The organism is Streptomyces thermoviolaceus, assembly GCF_045209695.1.
Taxonomy (GTDB): domain Bacteria; phylum Actinomycetota; class Actinomycetes; order Streptomycetales; family Streptomycetaceae; genus Streptomyces; species Streptomyces thermoviolaceus.
Map to the genome: position 1 here is coordinate 609,730 of NZ_CP109280.1, position 22,220 is coordinate 631,949.

18 protein-coding genes are annotated in these 22,220 nt (G+C 73.3%); 11 read left to right on the plus strand and 7 right to left on the minus strand.

What is annotated here, in order from left to right; all coding sequences use genetic code 11:
* Positions 1-127: 127 nt before the first annotated feature.
* Positions 128-562: an SsgA family sporulation/cell division regulator gene (locus OG899_RS02755; RefSeq protein WP_406310882.1), complete on the plus strand. Its 435-nt coding sequence runs from the start codon at positions 128-130 to the stop codon at positions 560-562.
* Between the two features lie 366 nt (positions 563-928).
* Here OG899_RS02755 and OG899_RS02760 read toward each other — a convergent pair whose 3' ends face one another.
* The 3 genes from OG899_RS02760 to OG899_RS02770 all read right to left on the minus strand — a co-directional run bounded on the left by OG899_RS02760 (position 929) and on the right by OG899_RS02770 (position 3,808).
* Entirely contained in the window at positions 929-1,180 is a 252-nt protein-coding gene (locus tag OG899_RS02760; protein WP_125497539.1) for a WhiB family transcriptional regulator, read from the minus strand.
* Positions 1,181-1,714: 534 nt separating this feature from the next.
* The gene (locus tag OG899_RS02765; RefSeq protein WP_125497540.1) at positions 1,715-2,755 is read right to left on the minus strand and encodes a LacI family DNA-binding transcriptional regulator; all 1,041 of its coding nucleotides are present in this window, start codon (positions 2,753-2,755) and stop codon (positions 1,715-1,717) included.
* A gap of 87 nt (positions 2,756-2,842) precedes the next feature.
* Positions 2,843-3,808, minus strand: a complete 966-nt coding sequence (locus tag OG899_RS02770; RefSeq protein WP_125497541.1) for a multicopper oxidase domain-containing protein — start codon at positions 3,806-3,808, stop codon at positions 2,843-2,845.
* Between the two features lie 199 nt (positions 3,809-4,007).
* On the opposite strand from OG899_RS02770, the gene OG899_RS02775 reads away from it, so the two are divergent.
* Together OG899_RS02775 and OG899_RS02780 are read left to right on the plus strand one after the other, a co-directional pair.
* A complete protein-coding gene (locus tag OG899_RS02775; protein ID WP_125497542.1) occupies positions 4,008-6,494 on the plus strand; it encodes a ThuA domain-containing protein in 2,487 nt (828 codons plus the stop codon).
* Positions 6,491-8,689: an OmpL47-type beta-barrel domain-containing protein gene (locus tag OG899_RS02780; RefSeq protein WP_406310883.1), complete on the plus strand. Its 2,199-nt coding sequence runs from the start codon at positions 6,491-6,493 to the stop codon at positions 8,687-8,689. Before OG899_RS02775 ends, OG899_RS02780 begins: the two co-directional genes overlap by 4 nt.
* Positions 8,690-8,723: 34 nt before the next feature.
* Here the strand turns inward: OG899_RS02780 and ligD are convergent, their stop codons facing one another.
* Positions 8,724-9,755, minus strand: coding sequence for a non-homologous end-joining DNA ligase (gene ligD / locus OG899_RS02785; RefSeq protein WP_125497543.1), 1,032 nt, complete (start codon positions 9,753-9,755; stop codon positions 8,724-8,726).
* Positions 9,756-9,829: 74 nt separating this feature from the next.
* On the opposite strand from ligD, the gene OG899_RS02790 reads away from it, so the two are divergent.
* Complete coding sequence (locus OG899_RS02790; protein ID WP_406310884.1) at positions 9,830-10,903, plus strand: ATP-dependent DNA ligase; 1,074 nt, start codon at positions 9,830-9,832, stop codon at positions 10,901-10,903.
* 16 nt (positions 10,904-10,919) lie between these two features.
* On the opposite strand, the gene OG899_RS02795 is transcribed toward OG899_RS02790, so the two are convergent.
* Together OG899_RS02795 and OG899_RS02800 are read right to left on the minus strand one after the other, a co-directional pair.
* Positions 10,920-12,110 (minus strand): zinc-dependent alcohol dehydrogenase, encoded by a 1,191-nt coding sequence (locus OG899_RS02795; protein WP_406310885.1) that lies wholly within the window; start codon positions 12,108-12,110, stop codon positions 10,920-10,922.
* A gap of 100 nt (positions 12,111-12,210) precedes the next feature.
* A complete protein-coding gene (locus OG899_RS02800; protein WP_125497546.1) occupies positions 12,211-12,675 on the minus strand; it encodes a MarR family winged helix-turn-helix transcriptional regulator in 465 nt (154 codons plus the stop codon).
* Between the two features lie 239 nt (positions 12,676-12,914).
* On the opposite strand from OG899_RS02800, the gene OG899_RS02805 reads away from it, so the two are divergent.
* From OG899_RS02805 to pcaD, 7 genes are read left to right on the plus strand one after another with little or no spacing between them, the layout of a single operon-like run.
* Positions 12,915-13,697 carry a CoA transferase subunit A gene (locus tag OG899_RS02805; protein WP_125497558.1) on the plus strand — a complete coding sequence of 261 codons (783 nt, stop codon included), beginning with the start codon at positions 12,915-12,917 and terminating at the stop codon, positions 13,695-13,697.
* A complete protein-coding gene (locus OG899_RS02810) occupies positions 13,697-14,344 on the plus strand; it encodes a CoA transferase subunit B (protein WP_125497547.1) in 648 nt (215 codons plus the stop codon). Before OG899_RS02805 ends, OG899_RS02810 begins: the two co-directional genes overlap by 1 nt.
* Complete coding sequence (locus OG899_RS02815; protein WP_125497548.1) at positions 14,341-15,543, plus strand: thiolase family protein; 1,203 nt, start codon at positions 14,341-14,343, stop codon at positions 15,541-15,543. Before OG899_RS02810 ends, OG899_RS02815 begins: the two co-directional genes overlap by 4 nt.
* 20 nt (positions 15,544-15,563) lie before the next feature.
* Positions 15,564-16,337 (plus strand): protocatechuate 3,4-dioxygenase subunit beta, encoded by a 774-nt coding sequence (pcaH, locus tag OG899_RS02820; protein WP_406310886.1) that lies wholly within the window; start codon positions 15,564-15,566, stop codon positions 16,335-16,337.
* A 6-nt stretch (positions 16,338-16,343) separates the two neighbouring features.
* Positions 16,344-16,949 carry a protocatechuate 3,4-dioxygenase subunit alpha gene (gene pcaG, locus OG899_RS02825; RefSeq protein WP_125497550.1) on the plus strand — a complete coding sequence of 202 codons (606 nt, stop codon included), beginning with the start codon at positions 16,344-16,346 and terminating at the stop codon, positions 16,947-16,949.
* A complete protein-coding gene (gene pcaB, locus OG899_RS02830; RefSeq protein ID WP_125497551.1) occupies positions 16,946-18,295 on the plus strand; it encodes a 3-carboxy-cis,cis-muconate cycloisomerase in 1,350 nt (449 codons plus the stop codon). The genes pcaG and pcaB overlap by 4 nt, the downstream gene beginning before the upstream one ends.
* Positions 18,292-19,407: a 3-oxoadipate enol-lactonase gene (gene pcaD / locus OG899_RS02835; protein WP_189428386.1), complete on the plus strand. Its 1,116-nt coding sequence runs from the start codon at positions 18,292-18,294 to the stop codon at positions 19,405-19,407. Before pcaB ends, pcaD begins: the two co-directional genes overlap by 4 nt.
* 76 nt (positions 19,408-19,483) lie before the next feature.
* Here pcaD and OG899_RS02840 read toward each other — a convergent pair whose 3' ends face one another.
* On the minus strand, positions 19,484-22,153 hold the full coding sequence (locus OG899_RS02840) for an AAA family ATPase (protein WP_125497553.1): 2,670 nt from the start codon (positions 22,151-22,153) through the stop codon (positions 19,484-19,486).
* Positions 22,154-22,220: the final 67 nt, after the last annotated feature.

Here is a 22,220-nt window from a genome sequence, read left to right on the forward strand (position 1 = left end):
CGGTTCCGGCGTCTTCCCCCATGCCCGGCCTCGTCCGCCCGGACGCCCCGCCGTCGTGCGCCGTCCACAGCACGCACATCGGTGTCGTCCGTCGCACGCCCGCCATCCGTCGCAAGGGAGCAAGGCGTTGTCCACCGTGATAGAGCAGCCCGTTCAGACCCGCCTGGTCGCCGCCGCGCCGCAGATGTCCCGCATCACCGCCACCCTGCGCTACGACCCGTGCGACCCGTTCGCCGTCCGCATGACCTTCCCGGCACCGGCCACGCTCGACGGGGTGGAGGTCTGCTGGACCTTCGCCCGGGAGCTGCTGACCGCGGGTCTGGACCAGCCCGAGGGCGACGGCGACGTACGGGTGCGCCCGTACGGCTACGGTCGCACCGTCATGGAGTTCCGCGCTCCCGAGGGCACCGCCGTGGTGCACGTCGACACGGGCGAGCTGCGCCTGTTCCTGCGGGCCACGAACGCGCTGGTGCCCGCCGGCCGGGAGCATCTGCGGCTCGACCTGGACGAGGATCTGGCCCGGCTGATGGGCGACGACGGGCAGCAGGACCACACCTCCTGACGACGGCCGGCGGAACGAACCTCCTGATGACGGCCGACAGGCGCGCACGTCTCGATCGCGCCGGGCGCGACGACCGCCCGCGTTCCCGCTGCCCCGGCCCGAGGGGTCGCCTGCGGCACCGGCACGACGACGCTGCTGCGCACCGTCGCCGGTGAACTGCCCCCGCTGGCGGGCGAGGCGGCGTTCCGGGGCGCCCGCGCCGACCGGACGGCGGCGCCCCTGTCCGGCGGGGAGCGCTTCCCGCCGGCTGCTGCCGGAGGACGGGACGGTGAGGGTGACCAGCGGCAAAGCCGTCGCCGGCCCGGTGCAGCCGTGCGACGGCCCGGCCCGCACCGTCCGTCCGCCCGCGGCCGCCGCGGCGCGCGATCAGCGCGTCCTCAGGCGCCGCAGGGCGAGGCGTTCCTTCTCGGACAGCCCACCCCAGACGCCGAAGCGCTCGTCGTGGGTGAGCGCGTACTCCAGACAGGCCGGACGGGCCTCGCACATGCCGCAGATGCGCTTCGCCTCGCGCACGGAGCTGCCCGGCTCGGGGAAGAAGAAGTCGGCTCCGGTCTGCGCGCACAGGGCCTGGGCCTGCCAGGTGGGCACGGTCGGCGGGGTGACTGTCGTGGTCTGCATGCACAAGAGCGTGCCGGGCGGCGCACGACAAACGATGAACGCCCGATCAACGTGGCCGCCCCGCCGTCGTCGCGGCCGCCCCGCCGTCCTCGCGGCCGCACGCCCGGCGGGCCCGCCCCGACCGTACCGCCGCTCGGCCGCCCCGGACTGCTGCCGCTCCTCGAGGGTCGAGCAGCGGGGAGTATCCGGGGCGGCCGACGGCTCGACGCAGCATACGCGTGCGCCGGCCTCCCTCAGCGAACCCACGAAGTGCTTGTGCTGCTGCGCCGGCCGTGTCCTCGCCTTGTCACGCGTGACGGAGGACCGGCAGACGTACGCCCGCGCCTCCAGCTCGCGCAGTGTCGGGCTCCCGTTCCGCTCAGCGACCCGCCTCGGGCTCCGCATGCAGCCAGTGGCGCCGAACCGTCTGGTCGAGTCGGCGTCAATTCCACGTGGGAGTGCACGAACCGTGTGGTCACGTCGTCGGACCCGCCCTCGCCGCGCTGCGGTTGCCGCCGTCCTGCACACCGCGGGCGCAGCCGGTGCAGCCCGGGGCTACGCCGACGCCCGCCGTACCAGCGTCGTGGTCGTGACGATGCTGCGCGGCGCGCCGTCCTCGGTGTCCGGGTCCGGACGGTTGCGGTCGAGGCGGCGCAGCAGCAGGCGGGCCATCAGCAGGCCCATGTGCTCGATGTCCTGACGCACGGTCGTCAGCGGCGGGTCCGTCTGCTCGGCGACGGGCAGCATGTCGTCGAAGCCGGCCACGGCGACGTCCTCGGGCACCCGCAGTCCGCGTTCGCGCAGGACCCGCAGGGCGCCGGAGGCGGACAGGTCGTTCGCGGCGAACACCGCGTCCAGGTCGGGGCAGCGGTCCAGCAGAGCGCGCATGGCGCGCTCGCCGCCGGCCGGGGTGAAGTCGCCCGGCTCGATCAGCGCGGGGTCGGCCTTCGGCAGGACGTCCTTGTAGCCCTCCAGGCGGTCGACCGCCGAGGTCTGGTCGAGCGGCCCGGTGATGTGGGCGATCCTGCGGCGGCCGAGGGAGACCAGGTGCTCCACCGCCGTGCGGGCGCCACCGCGGTTGTCGCTGTCGACGTACAGGGCGCCCTCGTCGTCCTCGCCCCAGCCGGGGCGTCCGCCGAACACCGTCGGCACCCCGGCGTTGCGGATCAGTCCGGGCAGCGGGTCGTCCAGGTGCAGGGAGAAGACGAGGGCGCCGTCGACATGGTTGCCGGCGAGATAGCGGGCGACGCGGGCGTGGTCGCCCCGGCCCTCCGTCAGCAGCAGCACCAGCTGGCAGTCGTGGGCGGTCAGCTCCTTGCCGATGCCGCGCAGCTGCAGCGCGAAGAAGGGGTCGGCGAAGATCCGGGTCTCCGGTTCGGCGATGACCACGGCGACGGCGTCGTGCCGCCGGGTCACCAGGGAACGGGCCGCCTGATTGGGCACGTACCCGAGTTCCTCCACGGCCTGGCGGACCCGGGCGGCAAGGGATTCCCTCACCCCCTGCGCCCCGTTGACCACCCGGGACACCGTGGCCCTCGACACCCCCGCCCGGGCGGCCACGGCCTCCAGGGTGGGACGTGGCGCCATCTCGGTCACTCCAGCACTCCTCACCTGCGACGACGCAGGTCAGGATAAACCGGTCCGGGCGTCTGTTCGGATGCGCCCGCGGGCGCGTCGCGCAGGTCAGTCCGGGTCCGGCCGGTACCCCGGGATCGTGCCGTCCGGCTTCTTCACCAGGAACAGTCCCGCCATGCCCATGTCGGCGTGGCTCTGCACATGGCAGTGGTACATCCATGCGCCCGCTCCGACGCCCTCCCCCGCGAGCACCTGGAAACCGAAGGAGTCCGCGGGGCCGACGATCTTGGTGTCGATGATGCGGCTGGGGTCGTCGGGGCCGGTGAGGAGCCCGGTGCGGTTGTCGGCCCAGCGGTGACCGTGCAGATGGAACGTGTGGTAGTACTCGCCGTGCGTGATCATCACGAACTCGACGCGGTCGCCCACCGTGGCCTCGAAGTCGGGGCCGGTGTGCGGTTCCTGGTTGTTGACCGTCATGTCGTTGAAGACGATCGTGTGCGTGGCGTCCGGCAGGATGTCGCCCTTGCGGCGCACGATCACCGGCCCGTACAGGCCCTTGCGGATGCCTCCGGTGCCGTGATCGGTGCCGACCACGTGGTCGTGGTAGTGCCAGTAGCCCGCGCTGCCGGGGCGCCAGGTGCCGTCCGCGCGGCGACCGGGAGCGTGGGTGCGCCAGGTGTAGGTGCGGGTGCCGCCCGGCTCCACATGACTGCTGCTCATCCGGGTGCCGTCGCTGGTGATCTCGTAGTCCAGGCCGTGCACATGCAGACTCACGGCGACGTCCATGGTGTTGACGAGTTCGATGTGCAGCGTGTCGCCCTCGTTCAGCTCGATCAGCGGGCCCGGGACCGTGGCCTTGCCCCGGGCGAGGCCGTACCCCATGCGGCCGTCGGCGAGTTGCTCCGCGTAGAGCGTGAGATGTCTGACCTCGCCGCCGGCCGGTGCGGTGCGCAGTGAGGTCGCGGCAGCGGGTGCCGTGCTCGCCGCGCGGGCGACGGCGTCCGGCGCCAGGGACAGTGAGGTCGCGGCGACCGCGCCGCCCAGAACCCTCCGGTGGAACGCGCGTCTGTCCATACGGAACTCCTCGGCGGGGACGGGACCGGTGGGACGTGTGCCGGGACGTGCCTGTGAGGATCCTGTGCGACGGTAGCCGCCCGGCCCGCGTTTATCCACACCCAGGACAAAGTTCGTCGCATTGCGGTCATAGGTATTGGCGGTCCACGCAAAGGGGCCTAGCTTTCTTGGCGCTGTCGCCGTCACCGAGGAGGTGCCCATGCACTTACGAGGGTTGAGCGCACGAAGCACACACAGACGCCGCTGGGCGGCCGTCGTGGCGGCCGGAGCGGTCGCGGCCGGGCTGCTCGCGGCCCCCGCCGCCAGCGCCCGCCCGGATCCGGGCACGGCGCCGACAACGATGTCGATCGCCTCGCCGCCGGGCGGCTCCACCGTCCGGGTGCTGATCTTCTACGGTTCGGCCGCGGCCGGGGAGGAGTCCCCGGTGGTCGACGCCGGCATCGCGGCGATCGAGCAGATCGGCCGCTCGGGTCCGGCCGGGCAACGCTTCGAGGTCGAGGCGACCGACGACGCCTCCGTGTTCACCGACGCCACCAAGCTCGGCCGCTACAACACGGTGGTCTTCCTCACCGGCGGCGGCGATGTGCTGACCCCGGAACAGGAGGCGGGCCTGGAGGCGTACATGGAGGCGGGCGGCGGTTTCGTCGGCATCCACGACGCGGCCCGCGCCGAGCCCTACTCGGACTGGTTCACCGGGCTGATCGGCGCCCGCCCCGCCCCGGACAGCCCGACGGCGGTGCAGCGCGCGACCGTCGAGGTCGGTGACCGGCAGCACCCGGCGACCCGCGAACTCCCGCTGGAGTGGAAGCGCCTGGACCAGTGGCCGAACTGGGTGAAGAACCCCTCCGGCGACGTGCACACCGTGGCCCGGGTGCGCGAGTCGACCTACCGGCCCGGGGCGAGCGCCAACGGCTGGGACCACCCGATCAGCTGGTGCCGGGACTACGACGGCGGACGGTCCTTCTACACCGGCATGGGCGGCACGGTCTCCTCGTACGACGAGACGGACTTCCGCGCCCATCTGCGCGGGGCACTGCTGTGGACCACCCGGCTGGTGCAGGCCGACTGCAAGGCCACGATCGCCGCGAACTACAAGGCCGAGCGGCTCACCGAGCCCAACCAGCCCGGGCAGAACGACCAGATCGGCGAACCGCACGGCCTGGTCGTCGCGCCCGACGGGCGGGTGCTGTACATCGGGCGCGGCGGCGCCGACGCCTCCCGGCCGGTCGTCACCGACTGGAACGACCCGGACGTCGGCAAGGGCAAGGGCCAGATCCACGTCTGGGACCCGAAGACCGGGAAGGTGACCCTGGCCGGGGAGCTGACGGTCTTCGGCAACAAGGGCGGCGGCGACGAGCTGACCAAGGTCGAGGAGGGCCTGCTCGGCATCGAACTGGACCCGCGCTTCGAGGAGAACGGCTGGGTGTATCTGCACTACACCCCGCACTCCGGCCTGAACCGGGACACGCACATGGCCGAGCGCCGCGTCTCCCGCTTCACCCTCGACCTCGCCACGAACAAGCTGGACCTGAGCAGCGAGAAGGTGCTGCTGAAGTGGCCGGTGCAGGTGCACAGCTGCTGCCACGCCGGCGGCGGGATGGCCTGGGACTCGCAGGACAACCTGTACATCGCCACCGGTGACAACAACTCCAGCGGCTTCAGCGACGGTTACTCCGGCAACAACCCGGAGCCGAACTACAAGGGCGTGTCCTTCGCCGACGCCCGTCGCACCGCCGGCAACACCAACAACCTCAACGGCAAGATCCTGCGCATCCACCCCGAGCCCGACGGGACGTACACCATCCCCGAGGGCAATCTGTTCACGGGCAAGGAGACCGACGAGGGCGGCGGCAAGACCCGGGGCGAGATCTATGTGATGGGGGTGCGCAACCCCGCGCGCATCTTCGTCGACAGGACCACCGACATCCTCTACGCCGGCTGGGTCGGTCCGGACGCCACCGAGCCGTCCCCGGTGTGGGGGCCCGCCAAGTACGACACGTTCGCCGTGATCACCAAGGCGAGCAACCGGGGCTGGCCGTACTGCATGGGCGACAAGCAGCCCTACCGGGACCGCAACCTGCCCGATCCGTCCCAGCCGCTGGGCTGGTACGACTGCGACCACCCGAAGAACGAGTCCCCGAACAACGACGGCCTGGTCGACCTGCCGCCGGTCACCGGCAACAACATCTGGTACTCCCCGCAGGGCGGCGGCCCGGACTATCCGCGCGACGCCGACGGCGTCCCCTCCTACCGGCAGGAGGAGGCCACCTACCGGCTGCCGTGGCTCAAGGGCGGCGGGCAGGCCGCGATGAACGGGCCGGTCTACCGGTACGACGCGGCCAGCAGCAGCGCGGTGAGGTGGCCGTCGTACTGGGACGGCAAGTGGTTCGTCGGCGACTTCTACGACGGCGACCAGCCCCGCGACGCGGTGCTCATGGACCCGAAGACCCAAGGGGACGGCGGACTTCCGGTGCACGCCGAGTCGCTGAAGCGGATCGTGCCGGTCGGCGACGACGGCATCAAGAACCTCATGGACTGGAAGTTCGGTCCGGACGGCGCGCTGTACGTGCTCGACTACGGCCGCGGCTTCTTCACCTCCGACGACAAGTCGGCGCTGTGGCGCGTCACCTACACCGGCGGCGGACCGACACCGCCCGCCGACCAGCTGGCGAGGGGGACGACGTGAGACCTCGGCGCAGACTGCTCACGGCCCTGGTGGCCGTGCTGCTCCTGGCGCTCGGGCTGCAGACCGCACCCGCCGCGGGGCAGCCCCGCCCGCAGACCCGGGCCGCCCAGGTGCTGACCTGGACGGCCGGGGACGACATCACGCAGTACACCTCGGCTCCGGCGACCGCGGTGGCCGGGGAGGCGACGATCGTCTTCGAGAACAGCGAGGCCACCGGCAACACCACCGGCATGCCGCACACGCTGACCTTCGTCACCTCCGACCCGGAGTACAACAACGACGTCCAGCTCAACATCCTCGCCAACCCCTATGACGACCAGGGCGGCCGGCACACCGCGCAGGTGACCCTCACCCCGGGCCGCTACCTGTACCACTGCACGATCCCCGGCCACACACAGATGCAGGGCGTGCTGGTCGTCACCGAGCCCGGCGGCTCCGACACCACGGCGCCCGAGGTGTCGGCCGAGGTGTCGGGCACCACCGACGACCAGGGCGCGTACGTGGGGTCGGCGCGTGTGACCCTCACCGCCACCGACGAGGGCGGCTCGGGGGTGGACCGGATCGAGTACGCGCTCGACGACGACGTCTGGCAGCCGTACACCGCGCCCGTGGTCGTCGACCGGGTCGGCGCGCACACCCTGCTCTACCGGGCCTGGGACGCGGCGGGCAACGTGTCTCAGGAGAAGCAGGTGGAGTTCACCGTCGTCGCGCCGCCGTCCGACGACACCACCCCGCCCGAGACCTCGGCGACCGTCACCGGCGAGCAGGACGACGACGGCGCCTACCTCGGCATGGCGACGGTGACCGTCTCGGCCTCGGACACCGGCTCGGGCGTCAACAGCATCGAGTACGCACTCGACGACGGCGCCTGGCAGCCGTACACCGCGCCGGTGATGGTGCACCAGGAGGGCGCGCACATCGTGCGGTACCGCGCCACCGACAAGGCCGGCAATGTCTCGGCGGAGAAGCAGGTGGAGTTCACCGTCGTCGCGCCGCCCGTGCAGGACACCACCCCGCCGGTGACCGGGGTGAGCGTCGAGGGCACCCGGAACTCCGATCGCGCCTACATCGGCCGCGCCACGGTCACGGTGACCGCCACCGACGACGAGGGCGGCTCGGGTGTGGAGCGCATCGAGTACTCCCTGGACGGCGGCCCGTATCTGGCCTACACCGCGCCCGTGGTCGTCGACCGGGTGGGGGCGCACACCCTCGCCTACCGGGCCACCGACAAGGCGGGCAACACCTCCGAGCCGCTGACGGTGAGCTTCACCGTGGTGGCGGGCGGCGGGGTCCCGGCGCCGAACTGCCCCGAGTGGGACGAGCGGCTCACGGTGGTCGTGGGCACGGTCGACTCGGGTGTGCCCAACCGGGTCACGAACAACCGGTGCCGGATCAACGAGCTGATCGAGGACGAGAAGGAGTGGACGTCCCAGGCGCTGTTCCTCAAGCACGTGGACACGGTCCTGGACGGGCTGCTCGCCGAGGGCGTCGTCGACCGGCGTGAGGCGCGGGCCATCACCGACGCGGCCCGCCGGTCGGGCATCGGCAAGCCGGGGCAGAACACCGGCTACCGCACGATCTTCGACGGCACCGAGGAGTCCTTCGCCCGCTGGGAACACGTCGGCGGCGGTTCCTTCTCCCTCGGCCCCGACGGGTCGATCACCAGCGGGACGGAGAAGGACGGCCTGGGCATGCTGTGGTTCCCGCAGCGCACGTGGGGCGATTTCTCGCTGCGCCTGCAGTGGCGGGACGACGCGCCGGGTGACGGCAACGCCAACTCCGGGGTGCTCGTGCGGTTCCCGTGGGTCCACGACCACCCGCTGGAGTCCCGTCCGGAGTGGGTGGCCATCGAGTACGGGCACGAGGTGCAGGTGTTCGACCAACCCGACGGGGACCTGTACAAGACCGGCTCGATCTACGGTTTCGACCGGGTGGGTCTGGCCGGGGCCGGGGTCACCCCGAAGGGCACGTGGAACGACTACGAGATCCGTGTGGTGGGCCAGCACTACGAGGTGTACCGCAACGGCGCGCTGATCAACGAGTTCGACAACATCGGCGGCCAGGAGTTCTACCCGCCCCGTGAGGACGACCCGGGGACGGACGGGCGACGCTACGCCGCCGGTTACATCGGACTGCAGGTGCACAGCACGAGCGATGTGGTCTCCTTCCGGAACATCCGGATCAAGGAGCTGTGACACCGCTCGCGGGCACGGCGGGGTCCGGTCGTCGTCAGGCGGCCGGACCCTCCTTCTTGCCCGCCTTGGCCCGGCTGGGCTGCACCCGCTTGGGCTCGCCGGGCATCTTCGGGTACTCCGGCGGGTAGGGCAGGTCGCTCAGGCCGTGGTCGCGTTCGTCCCGCGCGGCCAGTTCCAGCAGGGGCTCCAGCGAATAGGCGTGGTCGTCCATGCCGGCGTGCACGTCGCCGAGTTCGGCGAACCGGACCGGCATGGTGGCGAGGTCGAAGTCCTCGGGGCGGGCCACGCCGACCTCCTCCCAGCGCAGGGGCGCCGAGACGGGTGCGTGCGGGCGGGGGCGCACCGAGTAGGCGGAGGCGATGGTGCGGTCCCGGGCGGTCTGGTTGTAGTCGAGGAAGATCCGGGCGCCGCGTTCCTCCTTCCACCACTTGATCGTCACCTGGTCCGGCATCCGGCGCTCCAGCTCCCGGCCGAGCGCGATGGCGGCGCGCCGCACCTGGGTGAAGGTCCAGCGCGGTTCGATGGGCACGAACACGTGCAGGCCGCGCCCGCCGGAGGTCTTGGGCCAGCCCCGCAGTCCCCCGAACTCGTCGAGGACAGCCCGCAGTTCGTGGGCGGCCCGGGCGGCGTCCCGGTAGTCGGTGCCGGGCTGCGGGTCGAGGTCGATGCGCAGCTCGTCGGGGTGGTCGACGTCGTCGCGCCGCACCGGCCAGGGGTGGAAGGTGAGGGTGCCGTACTGGGCGGCCCACACCACGGCGGCCTCCTCGGTGGGGCACATCTCGTCGGCGCTGCGGCCGCTGGGGAAGGTGATGTGGGCGGTGGGGATCCAGTCGGGCATGCCCTTGGGGGCGCGTTTCTGGAAGAACCACTCGCCGGTGATGCCGTCCGGGTAGCGTTCCAGGGTGGTGGGGCGGTCGCGCAGGGCCCGCAGGATGCCGGGGGCGACGGCCTGGTAGTAGCGGGCGACGTCCAGCTTGGTGTAGCCGCGCTCGGGGAAGAACACCTTGTCCGGGCTGGACAGCCGGACCGTCCGGCCGCCCACCTGAAGTTCCACCGCATCGCCCATGCGTGCCACGGTAGGCGTCCCCCGCACACCTCGCACACCGGGCGCCCCGCCGGGTGTGCGCGCACAATCGCAGCATGGACCTGCCGGTGATGCCGCCCGTGAAGCCGATGCTCGCCAAGGCGGTGGCGCGCATCCCGCCCGGCATGCAGTACGAGGCGAAGTGGGACGGGTTCCGGTCGATCGTGTTCCGTGACGGCGACGAGGTGGAGCTGGGCAGCCGTACCGGCAAGCCGCTGACCCGGTACTTCCCGGAGCTGGTGGCGGCGCTGAAGGAGCGGGTGCCGCCGCGGTGCGTGCTGGACGGGGAGATCGTGATCGCCCGGGAGGGCCGGCTGGACTTCGACGCGCTGACCGAGCGGATCCATCCCGCGGACTCCCGGGTGCGGACGCTGGCGGCGCGGACCCCGGCCTCGTTCGTGGCGTTCGACCTGCTGGCGCTCGAGGACGAGGCACTGCTCGAGGTGCCGCTCACCGACCGGCGGATGCTGCTGGAGCGGGCGCTGCGCGATGTGACGGCCCCGGTGCACGTGGCGCCGGCGACGACGGACATCGAGGTGGCCCGGCGGTGGTTCGAGCAGTACGAGGGCGCGGGGCTGGACGGGGTGATCGCCAAACCGCCGACCGTGCGCTACCTGCCGGACCAGCGGGCCATGTTCAAGATCAAGCACGAGCGCACGGCGGACGTGGTGGTCGCCGGGTACCGGCTGCACAAGAGCGGCCCGGTGGTCGGCTCGCTGCTGCTCGGCCTGTACGACGAGGACGGCCGGCTGCAGCACGTGGGGGTGTCCGCCGCCTTCTCGACGAAGAAGCGGGCCGAGCTGATCGAGGAGCTGCGGCCGCTGGTGATGGAGGACGTGGCCGGGCATCCGTGGGCGGCGTGGTCCGACGAGGCCGCGCACGCCTCGGCGCGGCTGCCGGGCGCACCGAGCCGCTGGTCGGGCGGCAAGGATCTGTCGTGGGTGCCGCTCAGGCCCGAGCGGGTGGCCGAGGTGGCCTACGACCACATGGAGAAGGGGCAACGGTTCCGGCACACGGCACGCTTCCGCCGCTGGCGTCCGGACCGTACCGCGGACAGCTGCACCTACGCCCAGCTGCAGGAGCCGGTCCACTACGACCTCGCGGAGATCCTCGGCTCCCCGGCGCCGTGAGGGCCGGGGCAGGGTCTCAGGGGGTGAAGAGCACCTTGATCGCGCCGTCCTGCTTGCGCTGGAACATCTCGTAGGCGTGCGGGGCGTCGGCCAGCGGCACGTGGTGGGTGGCGAACTCGTCCACGCCGAGCGGGTCGGCGTCCGTCAGGTAGGGCAGGATCTCGTCGGTCCAGCGGCGGACGTTGGCCTGGCCCATCCGGATCTGCAGCTGCTTGTCGAACATGGTGAGCATCGGCAGCGGGTCGGCCGAGCCGCCGTAGACGCCGGACAGGGAGATGGTGCCGCCGCGGCGGACCAGCTCGATGGCCAGGTGGAAGGCGGCGAGCCGGTCGACGGTGAAGCGTTCGGCGAGCGGGCCGCTGAGCGTGCGCGGCAACACGGCCGCGGCCTGCTGCACCAGGCGGGCGACGGCACTGCCGTGGGCCTCGGTGCCGACCGCGTCGATCACGGCGTCGGGGCCGCGTCCGTCGGTCTCGTCGCGGATCGCGGCGACGAGGTCCTTCTCGTGGTCGAAGCCGCGCAGGTCGAAGGTGTGCACGCCGTCGCGGCGGGCGCGGGCCAGCCGTTCGGGGACCAGGTCGACGCCGAAGACCCGCTCGGCGCCGCGGGCGAGGGCGACCCGGCAGGCCATGGCGCCGATCGGGCCGAGCCCCAGCACGGCGACGGTGCCGCCACGCGGCACGTCGGCGTAGGCGACGGCCTGCCAGGCGGTGGGCAGCACGTCGGAGAGGTAGACGAAACGGTCGTCGGCCGGGCCGTGGGGCACCTTGATCGGGCCGTAGTGGGCCTGCGGCACCCTCAGGTACTCGGCCTGGGCGCCGGGGACGGCGCCGTACAGCCGGGTGTAGCCGAACAGGGCGGCGCCCATGCCCTCGCTGGTGACCTGGGTGGTCTCGCACTGGGTCGGCAGCCCGGCCGCGCACATGAAGCAGCGGCCGCAGGCGATCTGGAACGGGACGACCACCCGGTCGCCGGGCTTGAGGTCCGGCACCTCCGAGCCGACCTCCTCCACGATGCCCATCGGTTCGTGGCCGAGGATGTCGCCGGGCGTCATGAACGGGGTGAGGACCTCGTACAGGTGCAGGTCGGAACCGCACAGGCCGGTGGAGGTGATCCGGATGACGGCGTCCGTGGGCTCCTGGATCTTCGGATCGGGGACGTCCTCGACCCGTACGTCCCGCTTGCCTTGCCAGGTGACTGCCTTCATCGTCTCGCGCCCCTTCGCTCGCGCTCCGTCCTTCGCAGGCGGCCGGGTACCCGGGCGCCCGCCGGCGAACCGCGGCGGGCCGGCGCGCGGCGCCCGCCGGTCAGCCAGCAGCGGTGCCGGGCTCGGCCGGGTGGCGCAGATGCTCGGCGGCGTCCGCGACCCGGCGGATCAGCTCGATGAACTGGGTGCGTTCCTCGGCGCTGAGCGGGCTGAGGAACACCTGGTTCATCCGGGCGGTGCGGACGGTGAGCCGGCGGTGGGTGCGCTCGCCCTCGTCGGTGACCCGCAGCAGGAAGCGGCGGCCGTCCTGCGGGTCGCGGACCTTGTCCAGCAGGCCGCGGCGGTCCAGGCGGCCGATCACCTCCGCGGTGGTGGACCGGTCGAGGCCGACCCGCTCCCCCACCGTGCGCTGGTCGAGCCCGGGCTCGGCGACCAGCACGTTGAGGACCGCGAACTGCGGTGAGGTGATCTCCTCGGAGACCATCGTGGTCCACAGCAGGTAGTGGGCCTGCTGCAGCCGCCGGGCCAGGTGCCCGGGGTGGGTCGTGAGGTCCACCGCGGCCATGTGCGCTCCTCGCGTGAGTGGGTCGCTGCGCCGTGACGTCAGGGCGTTTTCGTACGTGCACTGAACAATACAGGCCCGAGCGTTTCGCCATCCGCCTCACAGCACAAGGAGACTTCCTGTATCTGCGGCACCTATTGACTGGTCGGCCGCCCGGTGGCAGCGTGTGGGCACCTCACGAAAATACTCAGTGCCCTGACTATCTGGCGCTGGGACGCTCGGTGGAGATGAGGCTTGTGTCGATGGACAAGGTGGTCCCCACGGCGGCGGAGGCGGTGGCCGACGTCCCGGACGGCGCCTCGCTGGCGGTGGGCGGTTTCGGGCTGAGCGGCGTACCGAACGTGCTGATCCAGGCGCTGTACGAGCGCGGGGTCGGCGGCCTGTCGGTGGTGTCGAACAACTGCGGTGCGATGGAGTCCGGGCTGGCGGTGCTGCTGGCGGCGGGGCGGATCGCCCGGGTGACCGGCTCCTACATCGGGGCGAACAAGGAGTTCGCCCGCCAGTACCTGGCCGGTGAGCTGGAGGTGGAGCTGATCCCGCAGGGCACGCTGGCCGAGCGGCTGCGCGCCGGCGGTGCGGGCATCCCCGCCTTCTACACCCCGGCCGGTGTGGGCACCCAGGTCGCCGAGGGCGGGCTGCCCTGGCGCTACGACGGCAACGGCGGCGTCGCCGTGGCCTCGCCGCCCAAGGAGGTCCGCGTGTTCGACGGCGTGGAGTACGTGCTGGAGCGCGCCATCCGCACCGACTTCGCGCTGGTGCGCGCGGCCAAGGGCGACCGGCACGGCAATCTGGTCTTCAACAAGTCCTCCCGCAACTTCAACCCGCTGGCGGCGATGGCCGGCACGGTGACCATCGCCGAGGTGGAGGAGCTGGTCGAGCCCGGCGAGATCGACCCGGACGCGGTGCACCTGCCGGGCGTCTTCGTGCAGCGCGTGGTCGCGCTGACGCCCGAGCAGGCGGCGGACAAGAAGATCGAGAAGCGGACGGTGTCCACCCCCGCCGCGCACAGGACGGAGAGCCACTGATGGCCTGGACGCGTGAGGAGATGGCCGCCCGAGCGGCTCGCGAGCTGCGGGACGGCCAGTACGTCAACCTCGGCATCGGTCTGCCGACGCTGATCCCGAACCATCTGCCGCCCGGGGTGGAGGTCGTCCTCGAGTCGGAGAACGGCATCCTGGGCACCGGCCCCTACCCCACCGAGGACGCCGTCGACCCGGACCTGATCAACGCGGGCAAGGAGACCGTCACGGTCCTGCCGGGCGCCTCCTTCTTCGACTCGGCGCTGTCCTTCGCCATGATCCGCGGCGGCCACATCGACGTCGCCGTGCTCGGCGCGATGCAGGTCTCCGCCTCCGGCGACCTGGCCAACTGGGCGGTCCCCGGCAAGATGATCACCGGGATCGGCGGTGCGATGGACCTGGTGCACGGCGCCCGCACCGTCATCGTGGTCATGACGCACACCGCCAAGGACGGCTCCCCCAAGATCCTGAAGGAGTGCACGCTGCCGCTGACCGGGAAGCGTTGCGTGAACCGGATCGTCACCGACCTCGGTGTCCTGGACGTCACCGCCGACGGGCTGGAACTGGTGGAGACCGCACCGGGCGTCACGGCCGAGGAGATCACCGCCCGGACCGACGCCCCGGTCCGCGTCCCGCACAAGGAGCAGGCATGAAGGACGTCTACCTGGTCGACGCCGTCCGCACCCCGTTCGGCAGGTACAACGGTGCCCTGGCGGGCGTACGCCCCGACGACCTGGCCGCCCACACCATCGGCGCGCTGCTGGAGCGCACGCCCGCGCTGGACCCGGCCCGCATCGACGACGTCTACGTCGGCAACGCCAACGGCGCCGGGGAGGAGAACCGCAACGTCGCCCGGATGGCCGCGCTGCTCGCCGGCCTGCCCACCTCCGTGCCGGGCGTGACCGTGAACCGGCTGTGCGCCTCCGGCCTGGAGGCCGTGGTCCAGGCGGCCCGTGCCATCGCCGTCGGCGACGCCTCGATCGCGCTGGCCGGCGGCGTGGAGTCCATGACCCGCGCCCCCTACGTCCTGCCCAAGAGCGACAAGGCCTTCCCGGCCGGTCACGCCGAGCTGTACTCCACCACGCTCGGCTGGCGCATGGTCAACCCGCGGATGAACCCGGAGTGGACGATCCCGCTCGGCGAGTCGGCCGAGCTGATCGCCGAGAAGCACGGCATCGGCCGGGAGCAGCAGGACGAGTTCGCCCTGGACAGCCACCGCAAGGCGGTCGCGGCCCGGGAGGCGGGCCTGTTCGACGTGGAGCTGGCCCCGGTGACGGTGTCGCGACGCAAGGGCGAGACGGTCTCCTTCGCCGCCGACGAGTGCGTCCGTCCCGACACCTCCCTGGAGGCTCTGGCCCGGCTCAAGCCGTCCTTCCGCACCGAGAACGGCACGGTCACCGCGGGCAACGCCTCCCCGCTCAACGACGGCGCCGCCGCCCTGCTCCTCACCGACGAGGAGGGGCTGAAGGCCACCGGCCGGGAGCCGCTGGCCCGCATCGCGGCGACCGGTGTGTCCGCCACCGACCCGCAGTACTTCGGTCTCGCCCCCGTCGAGGCCGTCGAGCGGGCCCTGGCCAAGGCCGGCCGGACCTTCGCGGACCTGGACGTGCTGGAGCTGAACGAGGCGTTCGCCGCGCAGGTGCTCGGCTGCCTGGCCGAGTGGCCCGAGTTCGACCCGGCGATCCTCAACCCGCAGGGCGGCGCCATCGCCCTCGGCCACCCGCTGGGCGCCTCCGGTGCTCGCCTCGCCGGCACCGTCGCCCACCAGCTGGCCCGCAAGGGGTCCGGCACCGGTGTCGCCACCCTCTGCATCGGCGTCGGCCAGGGCCTCGCCCTGGTCCTGGAACGCTAAGGAAGCGTCAGGTATCCGTCATGACTCTCACCCAGCACGACATCGACCAGGAGATCGCGGCCGAGCGCGCCGCCTACGCCGAGCGTGTCGCCCAGGGCGCACCGGTGGAGCACCACCCGCGGCGCGACTACGCCCCCTACCGCTCCTCCGTCCTGCGCCACCCGAAGCAGCCGCTGGTCGCCATCGACGTCCGCGAGGACCCGGAACTGGTCGAGCTGTCCTCGCCGGCCTTCGGCGAGCGGGACATCACCGAGATCGACAACGACCTGACACGGCAGCACACCGGGGAGCCGATCGGCGAACGGATCACCGTCTCCGGGCGGCTGCTCGACCGTGACGGGCGGCCGGTGCGCGGCCAGCTCATCGAGATCTGGCAGGCCAACGCCGCGGGCCGCTACGCCCACCAGCGGGAACAGCACGACGCCCCGCTGGACCCGAACTTCACCGGGGTCGGCCGCACCCTGACCGACGACGAGGGCCGCTACCACTTCACCACCATCCAGCCCGGCCCCTACCCGTGGCGCAACCACCTCAACGCCTGGCGGCCCGCGCACATCCACTTCTCCGTCTTCGGCACGGCCTTCACCCAGCGGCTCGTGACGCAGATGTACTTCCCCAACGACCCGCTCTTTCCGTACGACCCGATCCTGCAGTCCGTCACGGACGACGCCGCCCGGCAGCGGCTGGTCGCCACCTACGACCACAGCCTGTCGGTGCCGGAGTTCTCCCTCGGCTACCGCTGGGACATCGTGCTGGACGGCCCGAACGCCACCTGGATGGAAGAAGGACGCTGACCCGCCATGACGACCACCGACACGAGCCGCCCGGGCACCGTGCCGCCCACCCCGTCGCAGACGGTGGGCCCCTTCTACGGCTACGCGCTGCCGTTCCGCGGCGGTGAGGACGTCGCCCCGCTCGGCCACCCGGACACCGTGACCGTGCACGGGTACGTCACCGACGGCGAGGGCAGACCGCTGCCGGACGCCCTGCTGGAGGTGTGGGGTCCCGCCCCGGACGGCACGCTCCCCGCCGTCGACGGCTCGATGCGACGCGATCCGGCCACCGGGGCCGTCCTGGGCCGCAACGGCGTGGAGTTCACCGGTTTCGGGCGCGTCCAGACCGACGCCGACGGCCACTGGTACGTGCGCACCCTGCGCCCCGGCGCCCGCGGCGGCAACGCCCCCTACCTGAGCGTGTGCGTGTTCGCGCGCGGTCTGTTGCACCACCTGTTCACCCGGATCTACGTCCCGGGCGACGACGCCGCCCTGGCCGGCGACCCGCTGCTGAGCCGGCTGGAGGACGAGCGACGCGCCACGCTGATCGCCGCCGAGGAGAGCGTCGGCACGTACCGTTTCGACATCCGCCTTCAGGGCGAGGGCGAGACGGTCTTCCTGGAGTTCCGGTGACACACCCCGCATCCTCGACCGCCGGGGCCGGCCTGCTGGGCCCCGGCTGGGCCGGCTCGGCCGCCGCGGCCGCCACGAGCGACCACGCCTTCCTGGCCGCGCTGCTGGACGCCGAGGCCGCCCTGACCCGGGCGCAGGCCGCGCTCGGTCTCGCCCCGCGACAGGCCGCCGAGGCGGTGACCCGGGCGGCCGCAGCGGACCGGTTCGACGCGGCCGCGCTCGCCGAACGGGCCCGTGCCGGCGGCAACCCGGTGATCCCGCTGGTCGCGGACCTGACGCAGGCGGCCGGCCCGGAGCACGGTCCGTATGTGCACCGAGGCGCCACCAGCCAGGACATCCTGGACACGGCGCTGATGCTGATGGCCGCGCGCACCCTGGACGTGATCCTGGCCGACCTGGCGCGCACGGAGGCCGCCCTGGCCCGGCTGGCCGCCGCCCACCGCGACACGGTGATGCCCGGCCGGACGCTCACCCAGCACGCCGTGCCGACCACGTTCGGTCTGAAGGCGGCCGGATGGCGCTCCCTGGTCCTGGACGCCCGGGACCGCGTCGAGCGCGTCCGCCGGTCGCTGCCCGCGCAGCTCGGCGGGGCCGCCGGCACCCTGGCGGCGTTCTCCGCCTACGGCACTCAGGACGCGACCGCGCTTCCCGAGGCCTACGCCCGCGAACTGGGCCTGGCCGCCCCCCTGCTGCCCTGGCACACCCTGCGCACCCCCGTCGCCGACCTCGCCGGCTGCCTGGCCTTCACCGCCGGCGCGCTGGGCCGCACGGCGGTGGACGTGCTCACCCTGGCCCGCACGGAGATCGCCGAGCTGGCGGAGGGCAGCGGCGGCGGCTCCTCGGCGATGCCGCACAAGGCGAACCCGGTGCGCGCCACGCTGATCGCGGCGGCGGCCCGGCGTGCCCCGCAGCTCGCGGCCACGCTGTACGCGTCGATGCCGGCGGAGGACGAGCGTCCGGCGGGCGCCTGGCACGCCGAGTGGGAGCCGCTGCGCGATCTGCTGCGGCTCGTCGGCGGCGCCGCCCGAGACGCGGCCGAGCTGGCCGAGGGGCTGCGGGTGGACGCGGACGCGATGCGCGCCCACCTGGACCTCACCCACGGGCTGATCGTCTCCGAGCGGCTCTCGGCCGAGCTGGCGCCGTTGCTCGGGCGGGCCCGTGCCACACAGCTGCTCACCGACCTGGCCCGCCGCAGCCACCGCGAGGGCCGCAGCCTCGGCGAGCTGCTCGCCGAGCAGCCGGAGCTGGCGGACCGCGACGACGTGGACCTGGCCGAGCTGACCGACCCCGCCCGCTACACCGGATCCGCCGGGCCCCTCACCGACCGTGCTCTGGAGCGACGTTGACACTGCACCACCTCGAAGAAGGCTCCGCCTCGGCTCCCCCGCTGCTGCTCGGGCCGTCGCTGGGCACCTCGCTCGCCCTGTGGGACGAGGTCGCGCCCGAACTGGCCGTCTCCCACCGGGTCGTGCGCTGGGACCTGCCCGGGCACGGCGCCTCGGCGGCGGACCTGGTCACCGCCGGCGCGACCGTCGCCGACCTGGCGGGGCTCGTCCTGGACCTCGCCGACTGCCTCGGCATCGAGCGGTTCGCGTACGCGGGCGTGTCGCTGGGCGGCGCGGTGGGCCTGCACCTGGCCGTGCACCATCCCGAGCGGGTGACCTCGCTGGCGGTGCTGTGCTCCTCGGCCGACTTCGGCGGCGCCCGGGCCTGGCAGGACCGGGCCGCGCGGGTGCGCCGCGAGGGCCTCGAGTGGCTGGTGGAGAGCGCGAACGACCGCTGGTTCGCCGGTGATGTCACCGTGCCCCGGCTGGTGGACGACCACCGAAAGGCCGACCCGGAGGCGTACGCCGCGTGCTGCGACGCGCTGGCCGCCTTCGACCTGACCGACCGGCTCACCGACATCACGGCCCCCACCCTGCTGGTCGCGGGCCGCGAGGACCCGGCGACCCCGCCCGCGCACCTGCGGCGGATCGCCGACGCGGTCCCGGACTCGACCCTCGTGGAGATCCCCGGCGCCTCGCACCTGGCGCCCGCGCAGTGCCCGGAGGCGGTGCTGGCGGCCCTGCGCACCCATCTGGACGGCGCGCCCCGGCGCGGGATGCGGGTGCGGCGCGAGGTGCTGGGCGATGCGCACGTGGACCGCGCCCAGGCCCGGCAGACCCCGTTCACGGCCCGGTTCCAGGACTTCATCTCCCGGTACGCCTGGGGGGAGATCTGGACCGACGACACGCTGACCCGGCGCGAGCGCAGCATGATCACGCTGACGGCGCTGGTGGCGCACGGCCACCTGGACGAGCTGGCGATGCATGTGCGGGCGGCCCGCCGCAACGGGCTGACGCACGAGGAGATCGGCGCGGTGCTGCTGCAGAGCGCCGTGTACTGCGGGGTTCCGGCCGCGAATGCGGCGTTCGCGGTGGCGCAGCGGGTGCTCGCGGAGGAGCCCGGGCAGGGGTGACCGCTCCGGCCGGCGACGCCGGCACGCCGGCGGTCCGGCGGGTGGCCCGGGGGGGTGCCGCGGGTGTCGCCGCGGCTCAGCCGCGCACGGTCTGCAGCATGCGGTCCGCCTGGGCCACGAGCCCGTCCGCGCCGCAGGAGCGCGCCAGTTCCCGGCCTCGGTCGAGTTCCTCCACCGAGCCGGAGAGGATGCCCAACTCCACGCGGGCAGCGGCGTGTTCGTACCGGCACGGGGAGGTCTCCAGACGGGCCGCGGCCCGGGCGGCCAGGCGGACGGCGCGCTCCCCCGTCTCCAGGGCGGCGGCGCACCGCAGCGCCTCCCCGACGGCGGTGTCGGTGCCGAAGCGTTCGGCGTGGCGGCGGACCCGGGCGGCCAGCGCGGCGGCGCGGTCCGGGTCCACGCCGGCCAGGGCCCGGGCGAGGTCGGCCGCCCACGGCACCAGGACCGGGTTGTGGTGGCCGCGGACGGCGGCGGCCTGCCCGGCGGCCTCGAGTTCCGCCACGCCCTCCTCGGTGCGGCCCGCGGCGAGCAGCAGCCGACCGCGGATGCAGCGCGGGTCGGGCATGACGATGGTGGACGGGTAGGGCGGGACGAAGTCGTGGCGTTCGGCGGTCTCCCAGGCCTCGTCCACCTGGCCGCGGGCCAGCAGCGTGTCGACCAGGCTGCAGGTGGCGGTCCAGTACAGCGGCAGGCCGCGGCCGACGCGTTCGGCGATCCGCAGCGACCGGCGCAGGGATTCCTCGGCCTGCGCCAGCCGGCCCCGTCTGCGGTGGGCGAGCCCGACGTAGGCGTGGGCGAGGGCGAGGTGGCCGCCGCTCCAGCCGGCCCGTTCGTAGGCGTGCACGCCCTCCTGGTAGAGGGCCTCCGCACGGTCGAGGCGGTCGCAGTAGGTGTAGGTGCCGGCGAGCATCAGCAGCAGTTCGATGCCCCACTCGGTGTCGGTCCAGCCGAGTCCGGGGGCGAGGCGGCCGTCGACCAGGGCGCGGTCGCACAGTTCGACGACCTCTTCGGCGTTCTCGCCGCGGGTCATGGCGTCGAAGCCGCGCAGGATCAGCAGGGCGCGTTCGGAGTTGTCCCGGCCGGTGCAGGCCGCCGCGAGCGCGGCGAGCCGCTCGCGGCGGTCGCGGGTGACCGCCTCGCCGGCGTGCAGGCCCTCCCACATGTACTGCACGGCGTGCAGCCTGAGGCGGGTGGGGCCGGGTTCGTGCCGGGCGGCCTCGAGCTGGACGGTGCGGACGGCCTCGCGGAGCTGGTTGTTGTGCAGCAGCGCCTGGGACAGCCGCCGGACGGCGTCCACGCGGGTGTCGTCGTCGAGTCCGGGCATGCTGAGGGCGGCCTTGAGGTGCTCGACGGTGGTGGCGGGGGCGGTCAGCAGGGTGGCGCAGCCCAGTTCGTACAGCACCTGTGCGTGCACCTCGGGCGGAGGCGGCTCTTCGAGGGCGCGTTCGAGGCAACGGCGGGCCGCGTCGGGGGCGCCCACGGCGAGGTGTTCGCGGGCGGCCCGGCGCAGCTGCTCGACGAGTTCCCCGTCGGCCTCCGGGTGCACCTTCAGCAGGTGGCGGGAGGCCGCGGCGGCGCCGAGCCCGGCGTCGGTGACGAGCTGGGCGGCGATGCCGTGCATGGCGGTGCGCAGCGCGTCGGGGATGGAGTCGTAGACGGCGGTGGCGATCAGCGGGTGGACGAACTCCAGCTCGTCCCCGCCGCACGCGGTGACCGGGTCGGTCTCGCGCAGGATGCGGGCCTCGCGCAGCTGCTGGATGCTGCGCAGCGCGTCCTCGCGGGGCATGGTGGCCAGCCGGGCGGCGAGGTCCACCCCCATGCCGGGGCCGAGGACGGCGACGGCCCAGGCGAACCGGGTGGCGTCGACGCCGAGATCCTCCAGGCGGGCGATGACGCCGCCGCCCCGGGCGGAGCCGCCCAGCGCGCGCAGATCGCCGGCCCGGGCCTCCACGGGCTGCAGGTCGCTGTCGCGGACCTTGGCGAGCAGTTCGACGGTGTCGTACGGGTTGCCGCCGGTGACCGCCCACACCTCGCGGCAGAACGGCGCGTCGGCGTGCGCCCCGAGCGCGGCGCGGGTGAGGCCGGCGGTGGCCTCGGGCGACAGGGCGGTCAGGGTGCGCACACCCGCGGCGGCGGCGACCCGGTCGAGCAGGACGGCACCGGTGCCCTCCGCCTCGCCGGGCCGCCGGGTCACCACCATCAGCGCGGACAGCTCCGCCAGGCGTCCGGAGAGCGCGGCGAGCCAGCGCAGCGTCTCCTCGTCGGCCCAGTGGGCGTCGTCGATCAGCAGCACCAGCGGCCACTCGCGTCCGGCGAGCCGGCTCACGGCGGCGACCAGGCCGTCGCACACGCCCTGCGGATCCGGGTGCCGGGCGGAGGGCTCGGCTATGCCGAGGGCGGGGCCGGCGATGCCGTACCAGTCGCCGAGATAGTCGCGGATCTCCTCCGGGTGCAGACGGACGAGCGCGGGCTGGAGCAGCTGCCGGACGACGTGGAAGGGCACGGAGCGCAGGAACTCGCCGCCACGGGCCGACCAGACGGTGCAGCCGCGCCGTTCGGCGATGCGCCGGGCCTCGGCCAGCAGGGCGGTCTTGCCCAGTCCCGCCTCGCCCTCGAACATCAGCAGTCCCCCGGAGGAGGACCGGTCGGCGCACAGCGAGTCCACCGCGTGCAGGACGGCGGTGATCTCCTCGTCGCGCTCCCACAGGGAAGCCGAGGCGGCCGCGTCCGGCCGTTCCCGCGTCATCCCGCTACCTCCCCTAGTCGCCCGGACGACGTACGGGTGCCGAGCGTAGTCTCCCGCCGGCCGGGAC